Here is a 19,552-nt window from a genome sequence, read left to right on the forward strand (position 1 = left end):
TATGAAAAAGGTAATTATTTTAAGCCTGCTTATTTCGATTGGTTGTACCAATAAGCAAAAAGAATTAGAATATTTAATTTGTAAAGATTCCATTCAATATTGGAATTATGAGTGGCCAAGGTATAGAGCTCAATATTATGGATTTACGTTCAGTCTTGATAAGAATGGAAATTTAAAAAAATATTCATATGGTAAAACCAAAAATAAAAGATGGGAATTTTGGGATATTCCTGATCCAAGTGTTAATCGATGGAGTGTGTCAAAAGATTCTATTTTGAGTGTTATGGGTGACAAACAGAAAATAATCAGATATACGGAAGATACTATTCATGCTATAAATTTAGAAGATAATACTAAAGTTTTCTATGTTAGAGTAAAAGGAAATCTTAATATTGTTAAAGAACCAAAAACTAAAATAGATTTGTAATAGTCTTAGAATAGAAGTTTTATAAAAAGTCACTACCTTTTCATTTGAAGCAATCAAATATTCAAGAAGAATACTATATGAAAAAAGTAATTATTTTAAGCCTGCTTATCTCGATTAGCTGTACAAATAAAAAAAAAGAATTAGAATATTTAATTTGTAAAGATTCCACTCAATATTGGAATTATGAGTGGCCAAGGTATAGGGCTCAATATTATGGATTTACCTTTAGTCTGAATAAGAATGGAAAGCTAAAGAAATATTCTTTTGATAAAGTAGAAAATAAACGAAGATATTTTTGGGATATCCAAGATCCAGATATTAGTAAGTGGAGTGTATCAAAAGATTCGATTTTAACTATTATGGGGGTTAAAAAGAAAATAATTCGATACACTGAAGACACTATTCACGCTATTAATTTAGAAGACAAAACCAAAGTTTATTATGTTAGGGTAAAAGGAAATCTAAATATTGATAAAAAACCAATAAATAAAATAGATCTATAATGGTTTCAGCATAGTAATTTATAAAAGTCGGAACCAGTTCATTTTAAATAATCAAATATTGCAGAAAATCAGTATATAAAAAAAGTAATTATTTTAAGACTGCTTATCTCGATTAGTTGTAAAAATACAGATTAACTAATATTTTAAAAAGTCTTGAATGATATTGCACGCACAAGAAACCTTCTGTAAAGTTTTTTTTTCAAAGAATCCATCTGGTTGTTATTTATATGATAAAGAATAAATATTATGAAATATAAAATAGTAATTATTTCATTTCTTTTTTTATTCCTTATCATGTAAAAATAAAGATGAAGAAATTGGAAAACCTGACCCTTATATATTAACAGAAAACCATATTTCAGAAGATTTTGGTGCTTATCAAATGCGTTTTAAGGATGGAAAATACATTTTTAATTTTGCATTATCAGGAACTTGCAAAAAAATAAAATCTGAAGACTATATAAAAGAATATTCTAGATATTTAAATTTTTATAATGATAGTTTAGTAAATAGAAGAGGATATATCTTACTTCAATATTATGGAATTGATACTAACATAAAATATTTTCAGGATTCTATAATAAGCATCACAAAAAGAAATTTCAAGACTCATGTTTCCTTAATAGAATCTGATGATAAGTATTTTACAATTAAAGTTGAGGATATACCTCTATAAAACTAAATCCTTTTTTAAATAATTAAATATGAAAAAAATAATATTACTTATAACTATATTTTTATTCGCTACAACCGGACATGCTAAATTCATTAAAGCTGTTTTACACATGGAAGACGGATCAACAAAAAAAGGACTTGCTGAAATGGTAGAAAGTGATGATTCTAAAGTCTATTTCAAAACAGATGAAGAAGCTAAAAAAGAAAAAATTGAAAGTTCCAACATCAAAAAAATAGAATATGGAGATGGCGAAAGCAAAAAATATATTGCAGAACGATTATATGCCACAACAGCTAACATTTTAACAGGCAAATTTTCAAGATCTAAGAAAAAACAGTGGTTCTACATTGTTTATGATAAAAATGTAAAAATCGGTGGTGTTGCCTCGGCAGGTGGCTGTCGACCAAATGCAGGCGGCACAAGTACAGTAGTTACTTTTGCGAATACAGCTTACTTTTTTGGTAAAAAAAACAGTGAAGAATTAGTATTTGGTTATGCTACAACAGCATCAAATGGTTTTGCGATAGAACAGATTCATTAATCAGAAAAATGTCAAAAGAAGCTTTTGCAGATTGTCCTAAGCTAATTGATGCAATCGCAAAAGAAGATTTTAAAAAGGGATCTGTCTTGGATCAATTAAAAACTATTTTCGAGAAAATAAAATGTAAGTAAATATTTTATTGTTTGTGGGTAATATATCAGGTCATATGTTTTTGTATAAATCCTAGAATGATATGATTTGTTTATAAAAATATATTTAATGATTAAAGATTTACATTCATTTGCAAGAATTGCGGTTCCTCTTCCCGAGGTATTTTCGCATTTTTTTACGTTAAATCTGCTGAAGGTTTTTCAAGAACTATGGTTTGTTCCCAAGTTTCTGTCTCCTACTTTTAAAAATAAATTTTCCAAACCCGGAGCAGTTGATTACATCATTTATTTTGATGGTGACAATACTGCAAGATATCAATTAGTGTCTTTTATACCGGAATTGTCATTTTCGACCCAAATCAATGATTTCACTGCTATCCGTTTCAGCGGACTAGAGTCTGTTGATTGTCATTTTTCTTTTTCTGATCTGGGGCTGGGTAAGACACATATACAACTTGAATGTTTATTTAAATTGCGTTCCCGATTTTGGGGATTATTATTTGAAACTTTAGCACGTAAGGCAATACAGCGTCATCTTGACACTTTTTTGATTCAAACTGCTAAGGGATATGAACAGTTCTGCTTATTAAAGCATAAAGATGCTTTAAGAGAAAATAATAAAACTAAAAAATCTTCTGTGAAGGGAAGTACGAAAGAGATGAATGATTTATATCTTTTTATAAACTCGAAATAGTTAAAAAGAAGTAATGGAAAAAGTTGCTGAGATATTTTTATAGAGGATTTATTAATACAACCCTACACAGATGGAAAAAATTAAAAAATCAATTCCAAACAAATATTATACATTTCTATTCTAATTGGTCTTGTATTATTAGTAGCGTTTTATATTAGTAATTATAATAGGACTATCGAATTAGAAAAAGAGCTTACCCGAATTAATAGAGAAATATATCTGAACCAAATGAATTCTAAAAAAAGAGAAAAAGAATTTACAGAAGAAGAAAAAAATATCAAAAAAAATGACAGTTTACGGAATTAAGATAATTTACTTAATGTTTCTCTTTTAATGTAAATTGTCTTAAACTTAAAAGGTTTTAATTTTTGAGATGAAATCTTAATAAACAAATTGAGTGACAATTTCTTTTAAAAAAATACCATAACAATCTCATTTTTAAAGTATTGACCCAAAAACAGGTTATTCTTTATAAGTTTTCTGCTATGGATGAATTCATCCATAGTAAATTTAGTAACTTGCAGTACTAATTTTTTCATATGAATACTTTAAAATTTTCAGGTCATGACACCTTTCATTGTAGACAACAGTGGCTATCAAAAGGTATAAAACTAATTGATAATGAGGGTTATACGGTTTTAAACAGACCTGAAATTGCAATCTCAAGATTAGGTGTTGGTAAAAACATGGTGCAATCAATTCAACATTGGCTTAAGGCGTTTGGATTGATAAATGACAGGCATGAAATTTCAGAAATATCAAACAAGCTATTTTTAAATAATAATAATGCATTTGATCCTTATCTAGAAGATGAAGGAACACTATGGCTTTTACAATATAAAATTTGTAAGTCCAATTATGCAAGTATATTTAACCTTATTTTCGCTGAGTATTTTAACGATAAAGTAAGTTTAGATTTTTCTGAAAGACAAATCATTCAATTCATCGAAAAGAAAATTCGAGATAATAACGAAAGAGAAGTAAGCACAAACACATTAACATCTGATTTTAAAGTTTTTGTAAAATCTTATGCCACACCAACAAAATCATTAAAGACTATTGAAGATGATTTTAATTCGCCTTTACTAGAATTAAATTTGATATCACAGCTAAATTCTAGAAACGGTAATGGTGAAATAGTATATAAAATAAACAAAGAAGTCCGAAACAATCTACCAATTACCATTTTCGCATATTGTCTTTTAGATTATCTTGATGATCGAAAGGATATTAGCTATGACGAGTTAAGAAATACAATCGGCTCTTATTTCTGCCTTTCAAATGATGGATTAGACAATTTAATAGAACAGTTATGTTCAGTATATCCAGAATTCATATATAAAAATGATGCAGGAATAAGACAAATTCAGATAAAAGGCATAGCAAAAGATTATAAGACAAATTTATTAGAATCGTATTATGAAATACAATAATATATCTACTAACATATTAAGAGACGAGTCAAAAGACTTAAATTATATTGTTACCCCGAATGCGATTCAAATCTATGATCGTATTCTTACTAGTGAAGGAAAAAGCAATAAATCATTTACCTTAATCGGGAATTATGGTACTGGTAAATCAACATTTCTTTGGGCATTAGAAAAAAACTTACTGCAAGAAAAAATCTATTTTAGAAATAATGTAGATTCAAAAGTAAACTCATATGATTTTATTAAATTAATTGGAGATAATGTTTCTTTAAGTGCTTCTTTATTAAAAACATTAAAACTAAAAGAAGGATCATCAGATGAAATAATTGAAGAACTGGAGAACAGAAGAATTACTTCTGCAAAAAAAAATAAGGGCTTAGTTTTGATTATCGACGAGTTTGGTAAATTCCTTGAATTTATTGGCAAAAATAATAATGTAAATGATCTTTATTTATTGCAACAAATTTCAGAATGGGTTAACGATGATGATAAAAATGTATTTTTTATCATCTCCCTACATCAAAGTTTTATTTCGTATTCTGCTTCACTTGCCTTATCCGAAAAACAAGAGTGGGAGAAAATTAAAGGACGTTTCGTAGAATTACTTTTTAATGAACCCGTTGAACAACTTTTATTTTTTGCATCAAATAAGCTTCAAGACTTTGAATTGCCTAAAAAAAATGAAGATAGTTTTAACCTACTAAATAAAGCAATTAAGAAAACTAACCTTGTTAGTTTTAACGAAATAAGTTCAGCTGAACTAGCGAAATCACTATATCCACTAGATTGGCTATCTGCAAACATTTTGGTCAATTCCTTACAACGCTATGGACAAAATGAAAGGTCATTGTTTACATTTTTAAACGATACAAGCAAATATTCAATTAATTCATTTAAAGGAAAATTTTATTCGATCTCTAATGTTTTCGACTATTTAGTCAATACTTTAGGTGGTGAGATTTACAGTTCAAATAATCCTCATCGTTTACAATGGCAAACTTGTTTTAGAGCACTAGAGCGCGCCGAATTAATTCAACACACAAATTACAATTTAACAGCTAAAATCATCAAAACTATTTGCTTAGCTAATATTTTCACTAAGGCAGGTAGCTTATTGGATAAAAATTTTATATCAAAGTATATTCATCATACAGGTGAACTTGATGAAACTGATATTGAAAAAGCTATAGAAAAACTGGATAAATCCGGGATTATTAGGTTTTATAATCATAGTAATAAATTAAATTTTTTAGAAGGAACAGATTTAGATATTGAACAAGAATTAGCTGATGCTTCAAAGGAAATAAACCATGATTTTTCGATCAATGATGCTATAACTGATTTGGTTAATTTCCCGGTAATCTTGGTTAAAAAGAACTCTTATGAAAAAGGTACCCCGCGTTTTTTCGAATATAGAATCTTAACAAATTTAAATTCCATTACTAGAGCTGAAGGAGCTCTTGATGGCTATATAAATTTAATTTTTGATATAAATCTCAAGGAAAAAGATATTAAAGCTTCATCAATCAATTCTGGCAGTAATCTTTTTGTCGTATATAAAAATTCTAAACAAATACACAATGAAATTTTCACAATAAACAAATTAAATTTTTTAATTTCAAAACATAGAGAAGATATCAATGCTGGCAAATTATTAGCAAAAGAACTAGAATTTCATAAACAACAATTAGAAAAATTAGTACTAGATAATTTATTCATTTCTAATGATCAAAATATTTGGTTTTATGATGGTAGAATTGAAGATATAAGATCAAAAAAGGCTCTAAATGAAACATTATCTAGAATATGTGATTTGGAATTTGATAGAGCACCATATTACAAAAATGAATTAGTAAATAAAGAATTCTTAAGCCCTCAGATAAGTACCGCAAGAAAATCTTTTATTCGAAATCTGTTAAATAATGAAAGTGAAGAAAATCTTGGTTTTCCAAATGATAAATTCCCTCCAGAAAAATCAATATATATTACTTTAGTAAAAGATACAGGAATGCATTCATTTAATCATGAATTAAATTACTTTCTTTTTTCCCCACCAACTGATAATACTTTTATTCCTTTGTGGGAAGAATGTAATGCTTTTATTAAATCTGCTAATTCGTCGAAAAGAAACTTAGCAGAGTTGTATGAAATCTTGAGTAAAACTCCTTTTAAATTAAAAAAGGGATTTACAGAATTTTGGGTACCATTATTCTTAATAGTTAATAAAGAAGAATTTGCGTTATTTCATGAAAGTAATGGATTTGTCCCTTATTTAACAGACGATGTTTTAGATTTAGTCCACAAATCTCCAGCCAATTATTCTATCAAAAGTTATGATGTTTCTGGATTAAAAGTCAATCTTTTAGAAAGCTATAAAGAATTAGTACAAGTTGGAGATATTGAATTGGGTACAAAAAGTACATTTCTATCCATTTTTGGAAATTTCCTTCGATTTTACAGAGGTTTAAATGAATACACAATAAATACCAGAAGACTTTCTCCAAAAGCCATAAATTTAAGAGAAGCCATTAAAAACGCAAAAGACCCTGAGGATGCTTTATTTAATCATTTCCCTAATGCCTTAGGTTTTCATTCTATTTCCGTGAGTGATGACGAGGAAGTATTAAAATCATTCACTTACCACATTCAAGATGCCATAAGAGAAATACGTTCAGCTTATAATTCTTTATTAGATAGAATTGAAGAAAAAATAATTGATTCCTTCTATTGTGAAAGTGTAGATTTCGAAAATTACAAAACAGAAATTCAAAATAGATTAAACAATATTAATTTGAGTTTGCTAGGTACTGAACAATCTATTTTTTACAAACGATTAATTTCACCACTAGATGATAGGGCCTCTTGGCTAAAATCAGTTGCAGATGCCGCATTAGGAAAATCAATTGATCGAATGATTGATGAGGAAGATGTTTTATTAGTTACAAATTTAGAACATTTTTTACTTGGATTAATAAAGGCTTCTGAACTCCATGAATTTAAATCCGGTGAAAACAAAAAAATGGTTTCAATTCAAATGATCGGATCATCCGGCAAAATACTTGATGATAAAATTATATTTTCAAATGAATATAGTAAAGAATTTGAAGCTGTCAGAGTTGAATTAAAAGAAAAATTAATTACATTAGATATTCATAAGCGTAAGCAATTACTTATCGAACTATTGTCTACCGAACTTAATCAAGATTTAGTATTATGAGTGAGATAAAACATGTATTAGGAATCTCAGGAGGAAAAGACAGTGCTGCTTTGGCTATTTACATGAGTCGAAAACATCCCGATGTAAATGTTGAATATTACACTTGTGATACCGGAAAAGAATTAAATGAAACGTATGATTTAATAAATAAATTAAATTCAGTACTAGGGAAGAATATAAGGCTTTACAAATCTATTGATGAACTAAATTCACCCGAAAGAAATCCTTTTGATCATTTTTTAGCTATGTATGGTGGTTATTTACCATCTGCTACAGCACGCTGGTGTACAGGAAAAATGAAATTAGAACCTTTTGAAAATGAAATAGGAACTACTCCAACTATTTCTTATGTTGGCATTCGCGGTGATGAAAACAGAGAAGGTTATATTTCTAAAAAAGAGAATATTCAATCCATTTTTCCCTTTAGAAAAAATATTTGGAGCGAAGATGTAATTAAAAAATTTCTAGCTAATTCAAATATTGATTTTGTAAAAAGAAATTATGAATTATTAGCCCCAAAAGGAAAGTTAGAAATGATTTTGCAATATGTGGAACAACCTATTTCCTTACGTTTTACTCAAAAACAAAAAGTTAATGCCATGTTAGATACTGACGTAAAGCTTTTTAACAAAGTAGTTTTTGAATTTTTAAAGACCACTGATTATCCGGTAGGGAAACTTGAAACTTTTTCTTTAATTGATAACGATGAAATTTTAGGTATAAATGATATCTTTAAAATATTGGACGATTCTGGAGTAGGAATACCAGCCTATTATTTACCACTTGAATATGAAGTAGAAATTGATGGAGAATTAAAAAAAGGAAGCTATTCTCGTAGTCGTTCCGGTTGTTTCTTTTGTTTTTTTCAACAAAAAATAGAATGGGTTTGGTTATTAGAGCAGCATCCTACATTATATGAAAAAGCAATTGAATATGAAAAAGATGGTTATACTTGGACTATTGAGCCACTTGAAGAACTAAAAAATCCTGAACGAGTAAAAGCAATCAAAAAAGAACATTTTTTACGAATGAATAAAAACAAAGCTAATAATAAAACCCTAACTAGTTGGCAGGATGAAATATTACTTGCCGAAGGAGAAGGTTGTGTAAGTTGTTTTATATAAAATATAAATATGGAAGACGCTTTAAAATCTTTAAAAGAATTCATTTGGGATATAATAGGTTATTTGATTCCCGGTTTCTTATTTATTATTGTTTTTAATTTAATAATATTTCCGGATATTGGAATTAAGAATGAATTTTTCTTTGATTGGAAAGTTTTCCAAAACTATTTAATTATTGTTGTCTCATATGTTCTAGGCTACATTATATATAGCATAACTATTTTGAAAGTTAAAATTCAAAATTCAATGATTAATAATCTAAGTAAAATAAATGATTATTTATCTCATACATTTTTTAAATTTTTAGTAATAAATAAATCATCAAAATATCTTATAAATCATATAAAATCTAAACATGGTGATTATTGGAAATATAATTTTGTGACTACTTCAACATATAAATCTGCAAAAGATTTTTTAAAATCTAAATCTTACACTGACGTTGATAATATGGCATTTAATGAAATAAGAAATATCTTGATGTCACGTAATCCTGAAATGGATCAAAAAGTTTATACTTTTATGTTTCGTTCGTCACTATTTGACCATATTTCCACAATAGCGATGATAGTTTGTCTTTTAGCTTCTTTTCAATTTTTCATAGACTTAAAATTAGTTAAAACTGAGTTTCTTTTTAAAATATTTTATTGTTTATTAATTGTACTAATTCCTTTATTAGGAAACTCTAAAAGAATTTTTTATTCAATTGCCCAAAGACTTCCCATATCAAATTTAAAATAGAAATGAAAACCAAAATATATTTAGCTGGTGGATTTAAAGGAGGCTGGCAAAATGATGTTATTAAAAAATTAAGTCTAGATTTTATTTTTTTCAACCCTCAAAAACATGATTTAGATGATGTTGAAAAATATACAACTTGGGATCTATATCATGTAGAAAAGTGCGACATTTTACTAGGTTATATGTCAAAAGAAAACCCATCAGGATATGGTCTAGCTTTAGAAATTGGCTATGCGAAAGCTTTGAATAAATTAATTATTTTAGTAGATGAACGCTCTAAAATTGATGAAACATTTAAAAGATATTTTTCGATTTGCAAAGAATCATCTAACGTTTCTTTTGAAACATTAGATGAAGCTATTAATTACATTAAAAGTTTTATTATTTGATATCAACTAAAACATCTTCAATATTATCCCCTTGAAAATTTACAACTTGTGCATATTTCAAAAGAAGATTACTCATTTCGTAAGGCTTTAAAATATTTTCATCAAATTTATATTTTAAAATATATTTTACTAATGTCTTATTTCCCATAATCATAGTTTTTTGAAAATCATTCCAAAGCACTTGCTTCCATGGTTTCTGATTTAAATTTAAATTTAAATTTCCAAAGAACTGAAATATTTCATCAAACGACTTATTAGTAGCAGTGTTAAGTTCAAGAACGCACTGCACAAATGGTAAAAGCGCTATCGGTCGAAACAATAAATTTCCTCCTTCAATATTATTTCTAAATTTTTCAGATGGATTGATGCTATTATCAATTGAGTACTCTTTTATATATTCAAAATTATTGATAAAATCATTCCAAAAAAGATTACACAGTTCTTCATAACTTGCTAAGTCATCTTCCTCAGGTCTAAATTTTAGATATTCGTTAAATGATTTCTTATCTCTAATTGTATCAGGTGCATTTTTCTTCATACATTTTCTGTGATACTTCAATAACTCTCTATTACATTCATATAATGTTATAATAGATGTAAAAGAATGTTTATCATCAGTTGATATAGCCTTATTTTTACTCTTAGTTACTTTTTTTCCTGTAAATAATAAGTTCGTTTCCAATAGATTTCTTGTTGCTATAGCAATAGAATCATCTTCATCTAATGCAATAATATCATCCATTGTCACAGGCTTTGCATACCTATTTAGAGTAGAAAATAATCTTCTAGTTCTTTTTAAACCATTTTCATCATTTTTATGTCCAATAAAAATTACTGAAATTTTCATATCAGCTAATGCAGCTTTTTCTTGTAACGCCGCCTTAATTCCTTCTACTCTATGCTGTCCATCGACTGGGAAGATTTTATGATTACTTGGAAAATCAAGCAAACCCAATTGATAAGTTTCTAAATCATCATACTTTACTTCAATCTCAACCCACTCGGGATAATCATCATAAACAGCTAGAACTAAAGAATTAAAAAATAATTCAGGTTGATTTATGATATATTTTTTTATACTTAAAAAATTGTTTGTTATACTCCTTTGAATAAGTTCTTTTAAACTTTCAGATTTATGTAATTCGTCATCAACTCTAGAGACATAATCATTTACTTGTTGAAATGTTAAGGTTGAAATGTAGTAATCCCAGTCTCCTATGCGTCCTTTAATTGCCGGTATTTTCATTAGCTAAATGCTTTAATTGCTTGTTTTGTCTCTAAGTCAGGTATTTCGTCATTCATAGGTAGTAATAGTGAATTTATTAATTTCTTTTCTAAGTCAACTATTTCTACATTATTATCAAGCTCATAAAAAGCTAAATACAGATCTTTTTTCCAATAATTAAACATTCTTGTTATCTTAGGGCGTTCATTATTTTTACTGAATTTATTAAAATATTCACGAACTCTTTTTCTTAAATTTTGACCTTCAGTAATTTGAGCTCTTCCTATATAAAATGGAATTTCAGTAATTCCTGAAATAGTCTTACAGTTGACATAAAACAAATATAATCCACCTTTGTCATTGGGAACTAAATCTATATCAGTGTGAAAATCTTCTAAAGCATCATTTAAAAATTTTATTTTTTTCCAATTATTGAAATCTAAATCAAAATCCGAAATATCCCATTTTTCCCATAAAACCGGTGAAACTTTAAATGTTACTTCTCTTAATTTGAGATGTTCGCCTAAATCAAAAGCAGATTGCATCATATTAAATATTCTTTCTAATTATATTATCTGAACGGTTGGTTTGTAACTCCACAAAAAAAATCTAAATTTCATCTCGAGAGCCCTAATTAAATTTTAGAGGTTGTTTTTGACTAGATCCCACAATCATATCTAAAAAAGAGGTAGGATTTAAAAAATAACTTGAATTATCTTCTAATTTTTCTTTTATCAAAGTCAATCCACCATGAGTATAAGCTTCCATAGTATTGATTAATTCTTTTACTACTTCGTCTTCTATTATTTCTCCCTTATCAAGTGCTATGAAATCAATATTTGATTTAGCTATTAAAGCTGCAAAAATATATTCTTGCAATTTTGTGAAATCCTTTCTCACTGATACTGTTTTACTTCCCCAATATTGGATGTGGTGACTAAAATCAACTTTCTTCACATTACCAGGCAACGGAGAATATTCATTATTGTAAAGTCCTAAAAAGAAAGCATAAGTATATAATTCATAGTTTGTACTAAAATGTTTACCCAAACTCACTTTTTTATCCCCTTCCGCACCATATTTTTCAGATAATGATTTAAATAAAGTATCCCTGAATTCCTCGCTATACTTAGGAATTTTGGTTTTCCATTTGTCAAATAAATTTTCCATAATTATAGTTCTATTCTTTCTGTATTAATTGTCTTTAAATTTTTTTCATCAAAAGGTCTTTCAAGCCTAACCCAGAATGCTTTATTACGTTTTACTTTTTCAAACTCTGGTTTTATGTAAAGGTTTTTGTTTTCATCTTTAGCGATGTAATCCTTAATTAATATAATTGTCTGATTTTCAGTTTCATAAATTAGATTCAAAAACTCTGTCATTTTACTTTCACCAAAAGAAGAAGTTGGCGCATCAAACAATATTGGATATCTTTCTTCTTTTACTTCATTTGTAAGCTCTGCTATTGCAAGTAAAACAGAAATATGCATAGAAGTTAACAACGATTGATTTGGCGAATAAAAGATGCTTCCGTTTTCTTCTTGTAATTGAATTTTAACTTTTTTATTTTTTATTAATTTAAAATCAATGATGCCAGTAAAAGCATCAATATTTATTCTAGAAAAAATATTATTTGACTTTTTAGACAATTGAAATATGAACTCATCAAATTTTCTATTTTTAGTGTCTTTGAAAATTTCATCTATATTTCTTAAAATACTTCGAGTATTGATCAGGAAAGCATTTGCATTAGTTAAATCAATTTTCTCTTTTTGAGCTTTTAAAACATTAAGCTGATCTGTTATCTTATCAATATCAATTTGCAATTTATTTACATCTTGATTTATAATTTTAATGTCTCTTTGCCAGCTGTTGTAGTCTTTAAGAACTACGCTTAATTTTTCTGAACCAATTGCAGAATTACCAATTATCCTATCTCTTTCGTGAAGCTCTTTTTCTAATTTATTTCTTAGTTCAACTAAATCATTTTTTCTGGATTGATTGAAATTAAATAACTCTTCAATTTCTTGATTGATATTTCGAAGTTTTGAAAGACCATCTTCTTGATTTGTGCTAATATTTACAAGTCTATTGATGTAATTAAATTCAAATGCTTTTTTAGGACATTCTTCTTTTTCAATTGTTTCTTTTTGAGAATCTAAATATAGTTTTAATCTATCAGTCATAAATTTCAAAGCATCTGAGCCTTCTTCAGCCGGACGATTGCATACTTTACAAAATTTATCTTTAATCATTTCTTCCATTATAGCTTTTGAAGGTGTGCCATTAGGAAGTGGAACTAAATCTTTTAACAAAGCTAATTTTGCCCTTTTTTCACCTTCTTTGATACCCAATTCTTTATCATAATCAGATTGAATTTTTCTTCTTTCAATACTTAAATTAGCAACCTTTGAAGCAAATTCTTTATGTATATTTTCGAAGTTCATTAATATCCAACTTTCATCAAATAACGAAGTTGTGTAGTTTTCAGAAATAAGAGCCTCAGTTTTGGAAATTTCTGTTTCAATTTTGTAAATTCTGGTATTTATTGTTTCTAACGCTTCTGCATTATTAATGTACTTTTCAACTTCTTGGATGTTTTTTGTAGTCTTTTCAATATTGTTATTTGCTTCTTCAAAAAATACTAATTTTTCATTTTTTTGTTTTTGAAAATAATTTATATCGTTCTCAATTTTATTATATTCTGATTGATTTTTCGTATTGTTTTTTGATGCAATTTCAACAGCTTTTTCGGCAGCAATCCTTAAACTTTCCCCTCTTAATTCATATTTATCATAGTGTTTTGCTTCAGAAAACAAATTAATAAGCTTGATTAATGCATCTTCATTATCAAAAATATTTAATTCTTCCTCCCCCTTAAACATTGAATATCTTCTTATCTGCGAAGGAAAGATTTGTTCTAATAATTCTTTGCCATCAACTGTATTTCTTTCCCCATTACTAAACTCTTCAATTCCAGAAAAAACACTATTTCCAACACTACATTTATTATCTTCATTTTTTTTAACTGTAAATTGTTTTGATAATATTTTTGTTTGCTCATACTGCTCAATAGTAATTTCTACTCTTACTCTGAAAGAATCATCATTATCTTTCTCTGCAAGTGCTTTCTTTGATACTAATTTATCTAAATTATCATTACCATCATTAAACAACCATTCAAGAGCTTCGAAGAATTTGGTTTTACCTTCTCCATTTTCTCCCAGTATGATATTAAGTCCATTAGATAAACTAAACTTTTTTATACCATAATAACATAAATAATTTTCTATTAAAATTTCTTTAATGATCATGTTGTAGCTTCATTTAAAAATTGAGTAATTTGACCATAAAGAGCCTTATCAGACAATGGATTTATTCCTTCAGTATTTTCAACAATTAAAGCAATTGCTTTAATAATAGTATGGTCTGATTTTATACCATCTTTTAAATTAAGAGGTAAATCACTTTCTGTAAGATTATATTGTTCTCTTATAAGTTCATGCTTAATAAAACTTATAAAAATGTCGTCCTTTCTAGCCATTTGAATATAATTAATCGTTTTGTGTATCGTATAAGTTAAGGTTATAATGGTTAAGTATTGGTCTTAACTCATTATAAGTATCTATTTTATTTATTGCTAGATTAGAAAAATCAACTACTCTCTCTAACTCTTTTTTTATCATGCTTTTTTCCATTTCAAAAGTAGACTCATCATCGATATTTGGAACTACTACCAAATCATGTATAACAGCAAATGTTTTATCTGGATGATTTCTTAGTACTCTTCCTCTTCTTTGAATGAACTGACGAGGATTACCTGTACTTGCACAAAATACTGCTAATTCTGACCTTGGAACATCTACACCTTCATCTAAACATTTCATTGATGTTAAAACATCAATTTTGCCTTGCTGAAAATCTTTAATAACTTCGTTTCTGTTACTGGTATTTGAAGTATATTGTTTTACCATAATTGAGTTGTCCGTCTTACTTACTGCTCTGGTATATTCATTTATTAAACTTACATCATCTTGGTCTTCAATGAAATCATCTACAACATCATAATTAGGTTCAATACCTTCCGGAACATAAACTAATGTAAATTTTAAATTTCCTCTTTCACTGAATTCTTTATCAAGTATATTTTTAAAAACTGCTAATTTATTATGAGCTTTATGAATTATTCTTTTTCTTTCAAGTAATAAAATTTCCACCTCCTTACAATCTTTATAACGCTTAGTTTGATTGTCAAAATATTTAAGAAGTTGTTTAGATTTTTTAATGTATTCTGCTAATTCAATATCTGTGAGTTTGACAATATGTGGATAATATTTATACTTACACAACCAACCCATTTGCATAGCTTGCTCCATTGTATAGCTATAAACGAAAGGAGGCTTATCATCAAAAAAGTCTTCAATACTCTTATTTCCAATGTCATCAAATTTTCTATCAGGAGTAGCAGAAAGCCCAATTCTTTGATTTAAATGGATTTTGGGTAAAACTTTAGAAATATTATTTGAACCTAAATTATGAGCTTCATCGGCGATTAATAATGTTTCTTTTGGTAAATTCTTAAAATGGCTTTGGAAATTACTTCGATAAAAAGAAGCATAAGTAACTATAATTACAAATGAAACGTCAATAAAATTGCTTGCTGAATTTAGAAAAGAAATATTTTGAGGCCATTTTTCCTGTGAGCTAACTGTAATTACATTATTAAAATTAAATTTCCTGCATTCATCTTTCCATTGATTTACTAATGCTACAGTTGGAACTAGTATAATAGCTTTATAAGAATTATTATCTCTATATTGATTTAACAAACAATTTAATGATGTTAATGTTTTACCAGTTCCTGTTGCCATTGCAAACAAACCCTTTCTGCCATTAATAACCCAATTATTATAAGCTTCAATTTGATAAGGTCTTGGCCCTTCTGGATAAGGAAATTTTGGTGCTTTTTCAATTTTATCAAATTCATTAATCTGCTGAGTTGCTGTTTGTATAGATTTTCGAATTTTTGAATTATTAAATATTTTATTCCTTTTGTCTAATAATTCTTTTTCTTGAATTAATAATTCATGAATATTTTTGTCTCCAAATTCATCCCTTATTATGGCCTTAACATCTTCAATATTCAAGTACTCAACAAAATCTGCTTGTTCGGTAAATATCTCATCAAAGTACACTTTTTGCCTTCTAATAAATTTATTAGATCGTCCATTTTCCCATGATAAAAAACAATCAAGTTCCTCAAGGTTTTCTAACAATCCGTAAGCGGTAAAATTACATGATGATTTGAAACCTACGGTATCTTGACCATCGCTAAATATTCCGGATTTATAATGTGAAATACCTTTACCGCCTTTAGGTTTTATAATTTTTATTTCAATTCGATCATTGGCAATCAACCAAGCAAAACATTCAAAGAAATGTTTACCATATTCATCTAAAGAAGCCTTTAATTCTTTTATATTATTAAAGGTATATACCGTTGAAAATTGGTCTTTTTCTTGTCCTTTCTCAATTGCTTTTTTATCTTCTTCTGAAAGCACATTGTTAATAATAGCTCTCATTTTTCCACCAGAATAAATAAAATTTGCAAAACCTAATGACAAAACATTTAAAGCAGCTGAACTAAAATAACCAAGTAACAAATCAAAGGATTTACTGTTACATAAGGCGTCTAAATAAAATTGTAGAGGCTCGTCTTCACTACCTGTTTTATAATCTCTATCTTCTGCCCAAAAAACATCTTTTAACATGCTAATTAATATTTATTTCAGTTTTTATTGCTTCAATTAGTTCTTTTATTTGGTTTTCTGTTGTTGATTTGTCAATTGATATCCTGATGCAATTACTACATTCTGCATCTGTCAATCCCATTGATTTTAGTACATGGGAACTTTCAATAATTTGTGAAGTACATGCTGAACCATTACTTAATGCAAAATTTGAAGCCTTAGAAATAAATATATCCGAATTTAAACCAGGTATTAAAACATCAATAATATTGAGAATCTTCCTCTCTCCATTTCCAATTATAACTAATCCTTTTATTTTTCCTAACTCTAAACTTAAATATTTACTTGTAAGTTCAAGAATCACAGCATTAACTTTTAATTCATTAAAAGCGATCTCACATGCTTTTCCTAGACCCACTATAAAAGGAGTATTATATGTTCCCCCTCTTAAGCCATTTTCTTGTCCTCCGCCATGTAACAAAGGAATTAATTCTATCCCTCTTCTTTTATATAAAACTCCAACTCCCTTAGGTCCATTTAATTTATGCCCACTAAGACATAACATATCAATGTTGTCTTTTTCAACGTCAACTATTATTTTACCTACGGCTTGTGTACCATCACAGAAAAATGCAATATTATTTTCTTTAGCAATTGAACCTATTTCACTAATTGGCTGAATAACTCCCGTTTCATTATTAACATACATTATGCAAATTAAAACTGTATCAGTTCGAATAGCGTTTTTTAAATCATCAATTGAAATTAATCCTCGCTGATCTACATTTAGATAAGTAACTTCAAATCCTTTTGTTTCTAAATACTCACAGTTTGAAAGAACTGCTTTATGCTCTGTTTTTGCAGTTATAATATGATTCCCTTTATCATAATTAGATTCTATATATCCTTTTAAAGCGAAATTTATAGATTCTGTCGATCCTGATGTAAATATTATTTCATCATCATTTGAGTTAATTAATTCTGCAACTTGGTTTCTTGCTTTCTCAATTGAAATTTTAGCTTTTTTACCAAAATCATGACTGCTCGAAGCATTCCCGAAAAATTCATTTAAATATGGTAACATCACCTCAAGAACTCTTGAATCAATTTTAGTTGTACTAGCGTTATCAAAATAGTTAATTGACATTAATTATAATTTTATATACAATAATACGAAAAAGCAATGGAAAGAAAATATGGAAAAACATAAAGTATCTACTAAATGGCTTTACTGCAAAAAAGAAAATAGATCATAATTGCTATAATTATTGCAGAAATTAAATACAAGATAAATTTAATTGATTTGTAGTCATTCTCAATTTGAGCCAACCTCATACTTAATTTTGTTTTTTCCTCATCAATTATATTTTGATATCTATCTTTCATTATTTCAAAGATTGGATATGCAAATAAAAATTACAGTTTAAGTTAAGCTACATTTTTGCAAATGTTTTTTTGATTATTAAATTCTTCGATTGTTTTATAATTCAATGCACCGTGCCTTCTTTTTTTGTTGTACCAGATTTCTATGTACTCAAAGATTTCTAGTTCCATTTCCTGTTTTGTTATGAGTTTACTGCCGTAAATTAATTCAGCCTTTAATGATTTAAAGAAGCTTTCAGCTACCGCATTATCCCAGCAGTTTCCTTTTCTACTCATACTTCTGATAACCTTATAAGATTCAATTGTATTAGCAAATTTTTTGTTTGCATATTGAACGCCTCTGTCTGAATGAAAAATCAATCCTTTTTGAAAACTTCGGTTTCTTACAGCCATTTTCCAAGCTGCAAGAGTCGTCTCTTCAGTATTCATCCCATGGCTTAAACTCCAGCCAATTATTTTTCGGTCATATAAATCAATGATGGTTGTCAAGTATAAAAATCCTTCTTTGGTTTGGATATAAGTGATGTCAGATACCCAAACTTTTGATGGATGAGCAACTATAAAGTTTCTCTCCAATATATTTTCTACCACTAGACAATTGTGTTTTGAATCTGTTGTAACTTTAAATTTCTTGCTCAATTTACTTCTCAATCCAAGCTCCCTCATATATTTTGCCACCGTTATTCTTGAAACCTTGTAGCCTGAAGCATTTAACTCAATCGCAATCCTTGGACTTCCATAACGCTGTTTTGAAGCAAAATAGATAGATGCTATCTGTTGCTTTATTTCGTTTTTTAGAAGTGTTCTTTTGCAAATAGGTTTGCTTTTCCATTTGTAATATCCACTGGAACCGACCTCTAAGGCACTACACATTTTTTCAATCGGAAATAGGTATTCATGATTTTTAATAAACCTATATTTCATCGACCGTTCTTGGAAAAAATGCCGATTGCTTTTTTTAATATATCGCGTTCCAGTTCTGCATCCTTGAGTTTTTTCTCAAGTTCATGAATCTTCTCTTGCTCTGGTGTGAGCTTCAGATTTCCTTTTCCAGGAAAGCTGCTTTCTCCAAATTCTTCATATTCTTTTCGCCATTTGTAGAGCAAGCTGACTTTTAGGCCAAGTTCTCTAGCCAGTTCAGAGATATTGTCTCTTTCATTGCTTAATTGAACGGCTTTTGTCTTAAAAGCCGGATCATAAATTTTTCGCTCTCGTTTCATAAGTTAAAAATAAGATTTTATCCTTAACTTTAACTGGAAGCTAAATTAGCATATCCAAGACGCTATTGCTATTTATGAAAAAGTAGCCGAAAGCGGATATAAGGATGAAAAAATGTTTC

At 28.0% G+C, this 19,552-nt stretch carries 18 protein-coding genes; 10 read left to right on the forward strand and 8 right to left on the reverse strand.

Annotated elements, in window-relative coordinates; translation table 11 throughout:
• Window position 1: 1 nt before the first annotated feature.
• The 10 genes from ABI657_RS11095 to ABI657_RS11140 all read left to right on the forward strand — a co-directional run bounded on the left by ABI657_RS11095 (window position 2) and on the right by ABI657_RS11140 (window position 9,855).
• Window positions 2–427: a hypothetical protein gene (locus ABI657_RS11095; RefSeq protein ID WP_348097325.1), complete on the forward strand. Its 426-nt coding sequence runs from the start codon at window positions 2–4 to the stop codon at window positions 425–427.
• Window positions 428–504: 77 nt separating this feature from the next.
• A complete protein-coding gene (locus ABI657_RS11100; RefSeq protein WP_348097326.1) occupies window positions 505–930 on the forward strand; it encodes a hypothetical protein in 426 nt (141 codons plus the stop codon).
• A gap of 704 nt (window positions 931–1,634) precedes the next feature.
• Window positions 1,635–2,147, forward strand: a complete 513-nt coding sequence (locus ABI657_RS11105) for a hypothetical protein (protein WP_348097327.1) — start codon at window positions 1,635–1,637, stop codon at window positions 2,145–2,147.
• Between the two features lie 8 nt (window positions 2,148–2,155).
• Window positions 2,156–2,278 (forward strand): hypothetical protein, encoded by a 123-nt coding sequence (locus tag ABI657_RS11110; protein WP_348097328.1) that lies wholly within the window; start codon window positions 2,156–2,158, stop codon window positions 2,276–2,278.
• Window positions 2,279–2,366: 88 nt separating this feature from the next.
• Window positions 2,367–2,951, forward strand: a complete 585-nt coding sequence (locus tag ABI657_RS11115; RefSeq protein WP_348097329.1) for a hypothetical protein — start codon at window positions 2,367–2,369, stop codon at window positions 2,949–2,951.
• A 539-nt stretch (window positions 2,952–3,490) separates the two neighbouring features.
• Complete coding sequence (locus ABI657_RS11120; protein WP_348097330.1) at window positions 3,491–4,384, forward strand: DUF4007 family protein; 894 nt, start codon at window positions 3,491–3,493, stop codon at window positions 4,382–4,384.
• Window positions 4,371–7,601, forward strand: a complete 3,231-nt coding sequence (locus tag ABI657_RS11125; protein ID WP_348097331.1) for a hypothetical protein — start codon at window positions 4,371–4,373, stop codon at window positions 7,599–7,601. Before ABI657_RS11120 ends, ABI657_RS11125 begins: the two co-directional genes overlap by 14 nt.
• Entirely contained in the window at window positions 7,598–8,725 is a 1,128-nt protein-coding gene (locus tag ABI657_RS11130) for a phosphoadenosine phosphosulfate reductase family protein (protein WP_348097332.1), read from the forward strand. The genes ABI657_RS11125 and ABI657_RS11130 overlap by 4 nt, the downstream gene beginning before the upstream one ends.
• A gap of 9 nt (window positions 8,726–8,734) precedes the next feature.
• Window positions 8,735–9,466 carry a hypothetical protein gene (locus tag ABI657_RS11135; RefSeq protein WP_348097333.1) on the forward strand — a complete coding sequence of 244 codons (732 nt, stop codon included), beginning with the start codon at window positions 8,735–8,737 and terminating at the stop codon, window positions 9,464–9,466.
• A gap of 2 nt (window positions 9,467–9,468) precedes the next feature.
• Window positions 9,469–9,855 carry a nucleoside 2-deoxyribosyltransferase domain-containing protein gene (locus ABI657_RS11140; RefSeq protein WP_348097334.1) on the forward strand — a complete coding sequence of 129 codons (387 nt, stop codon included), beginning with the start codon at window positions 9,469–9,471 and terminating at the stop codon, window positions 9,853–9,855.
• Here ABI657_RS11140 and ABI657_RS11145 read toward each other — a convergent pair.
• From ABI657_RS11145 to ABI657_RS11180, 8 genes are all read right to left on the reverse strand, one after another.
• Window positions 9,848–11,101, reverse strand: coding sequence for a DNA sulfur modification protein DndB (locus ABI657_RS11145; RefSeq protein ID WP_348097335.1), 1,254 nt, complete (start codon window positions 11,099–11,101; stop codon window positions 9,848–9,850). The genes ABI657_RS11140 and ABI657_RS11145 overlap by 8 nt on opposite strands.
• Window positions 11,101–11,628 carry a hypothetical protein gene (locus ABI657_RS11150; RefSeq protein ID WP_348097336.1) on the reverse strand — a complete coding sequence of 176 codons (528 nt, stop codon included), beginning with the start codon at window positions 11,626–11,628 and terminating at the stop codon, window positions 11,101–11,103. Before ABI657_RS11150 ends, ABI657_RS11145 begins: the two co-directional genes overlap by 1 nt.
• An 82-nt stretch (window positions 11,629–11,710) precedes the next feature.
• Entirely contained in the window at window positions 11,711–12,250 is a 540-nt protein-coding gene (locus ABI657_RS11155) for a hypothetical protein (protein WP_348097337.1), read from the reverse strand.
• Between the two features lie 2 nt (window positions 12,251–12,252).
• Complete coding sequence (locus ABI657_RS11160) at window positions 12,253–14,394, reverse strand: AAA family ATPase (protein ID WP_348097338.1); 2,142 nt, start codon at window positions 14,392–14,394, stop codon at window positions 12,253–12,255.
• Window positions 14,391–14,624 carry a hypothetical protein gene (locus tag ABI657_RS11165; protein ID WP_348097339.1) on the reverse strand — a complete coding sequence of 78 codons (234 nt, stop codon included), beginning with the start codon at window positions 14,622–14,624 and terminating at the stop codon, window positions 14,391–14,393. Before ABI657_RS11165 ends, ABI657_RS11160 begins: the two co-directional genes overlap by 4 nt.
• A 10-nt stretch (window positions 14,625–14,634) precedes the next feature.
• Window positions 14,635–16,851, reverse strand: coding sequence for a DEAD/DEAH box helicase family protein (locus tag ABI657_RS11170; RefSeq protein ID WP_348097340.1), 2,217 nt, complete (start codon window positions 16,849–16,851; stop codon window positions 14,635–14,637).
• A gap of 1 nt (window position 16,852) precedes the next feature.
• Window positions 16,853–17,977 carry a cysteine desulfurase family protein gene (locus ABI657_RS11175; RefSeq protein WP_348097341.1) on the reverse strand — a complete coding sequence of 375 codons (1,125 nt, stop codon included), beginning with the start codon at window positions 17,975–17,977 and terminating at the stop codon, window positions 16,853–16,855.
• A 281-nt stretch (window positions 17,978–18,258) separates the two neighbouring features.
• Window positions 18,259–19,433, reverse strand: a protein-coding gene (locus tag ABI657_RS11180) for an IS3 family transposase (RefSeq protein ID WP_348097342.1) whose coding sequence is annotated in 2 segments (ribosomal slippage) — window positions 18,259–19,166 and window positions 19,166–19,433 — 1,176 coding nt in all. Because the reading frame shifts where the segments join, the coding sequence is not laid out codon by codon here.
• Window positions 19,434–19,552 lie beyond the last annotated feature (119 nt).

Source organism: Flavobacterium sp. (assembly GCF_039930565.1).
Lineage (GTDB): Bacteria > Bacteroidota > Bacteroidia > Flavobacteriales > Flavobacteriaceae > Flavobacterium.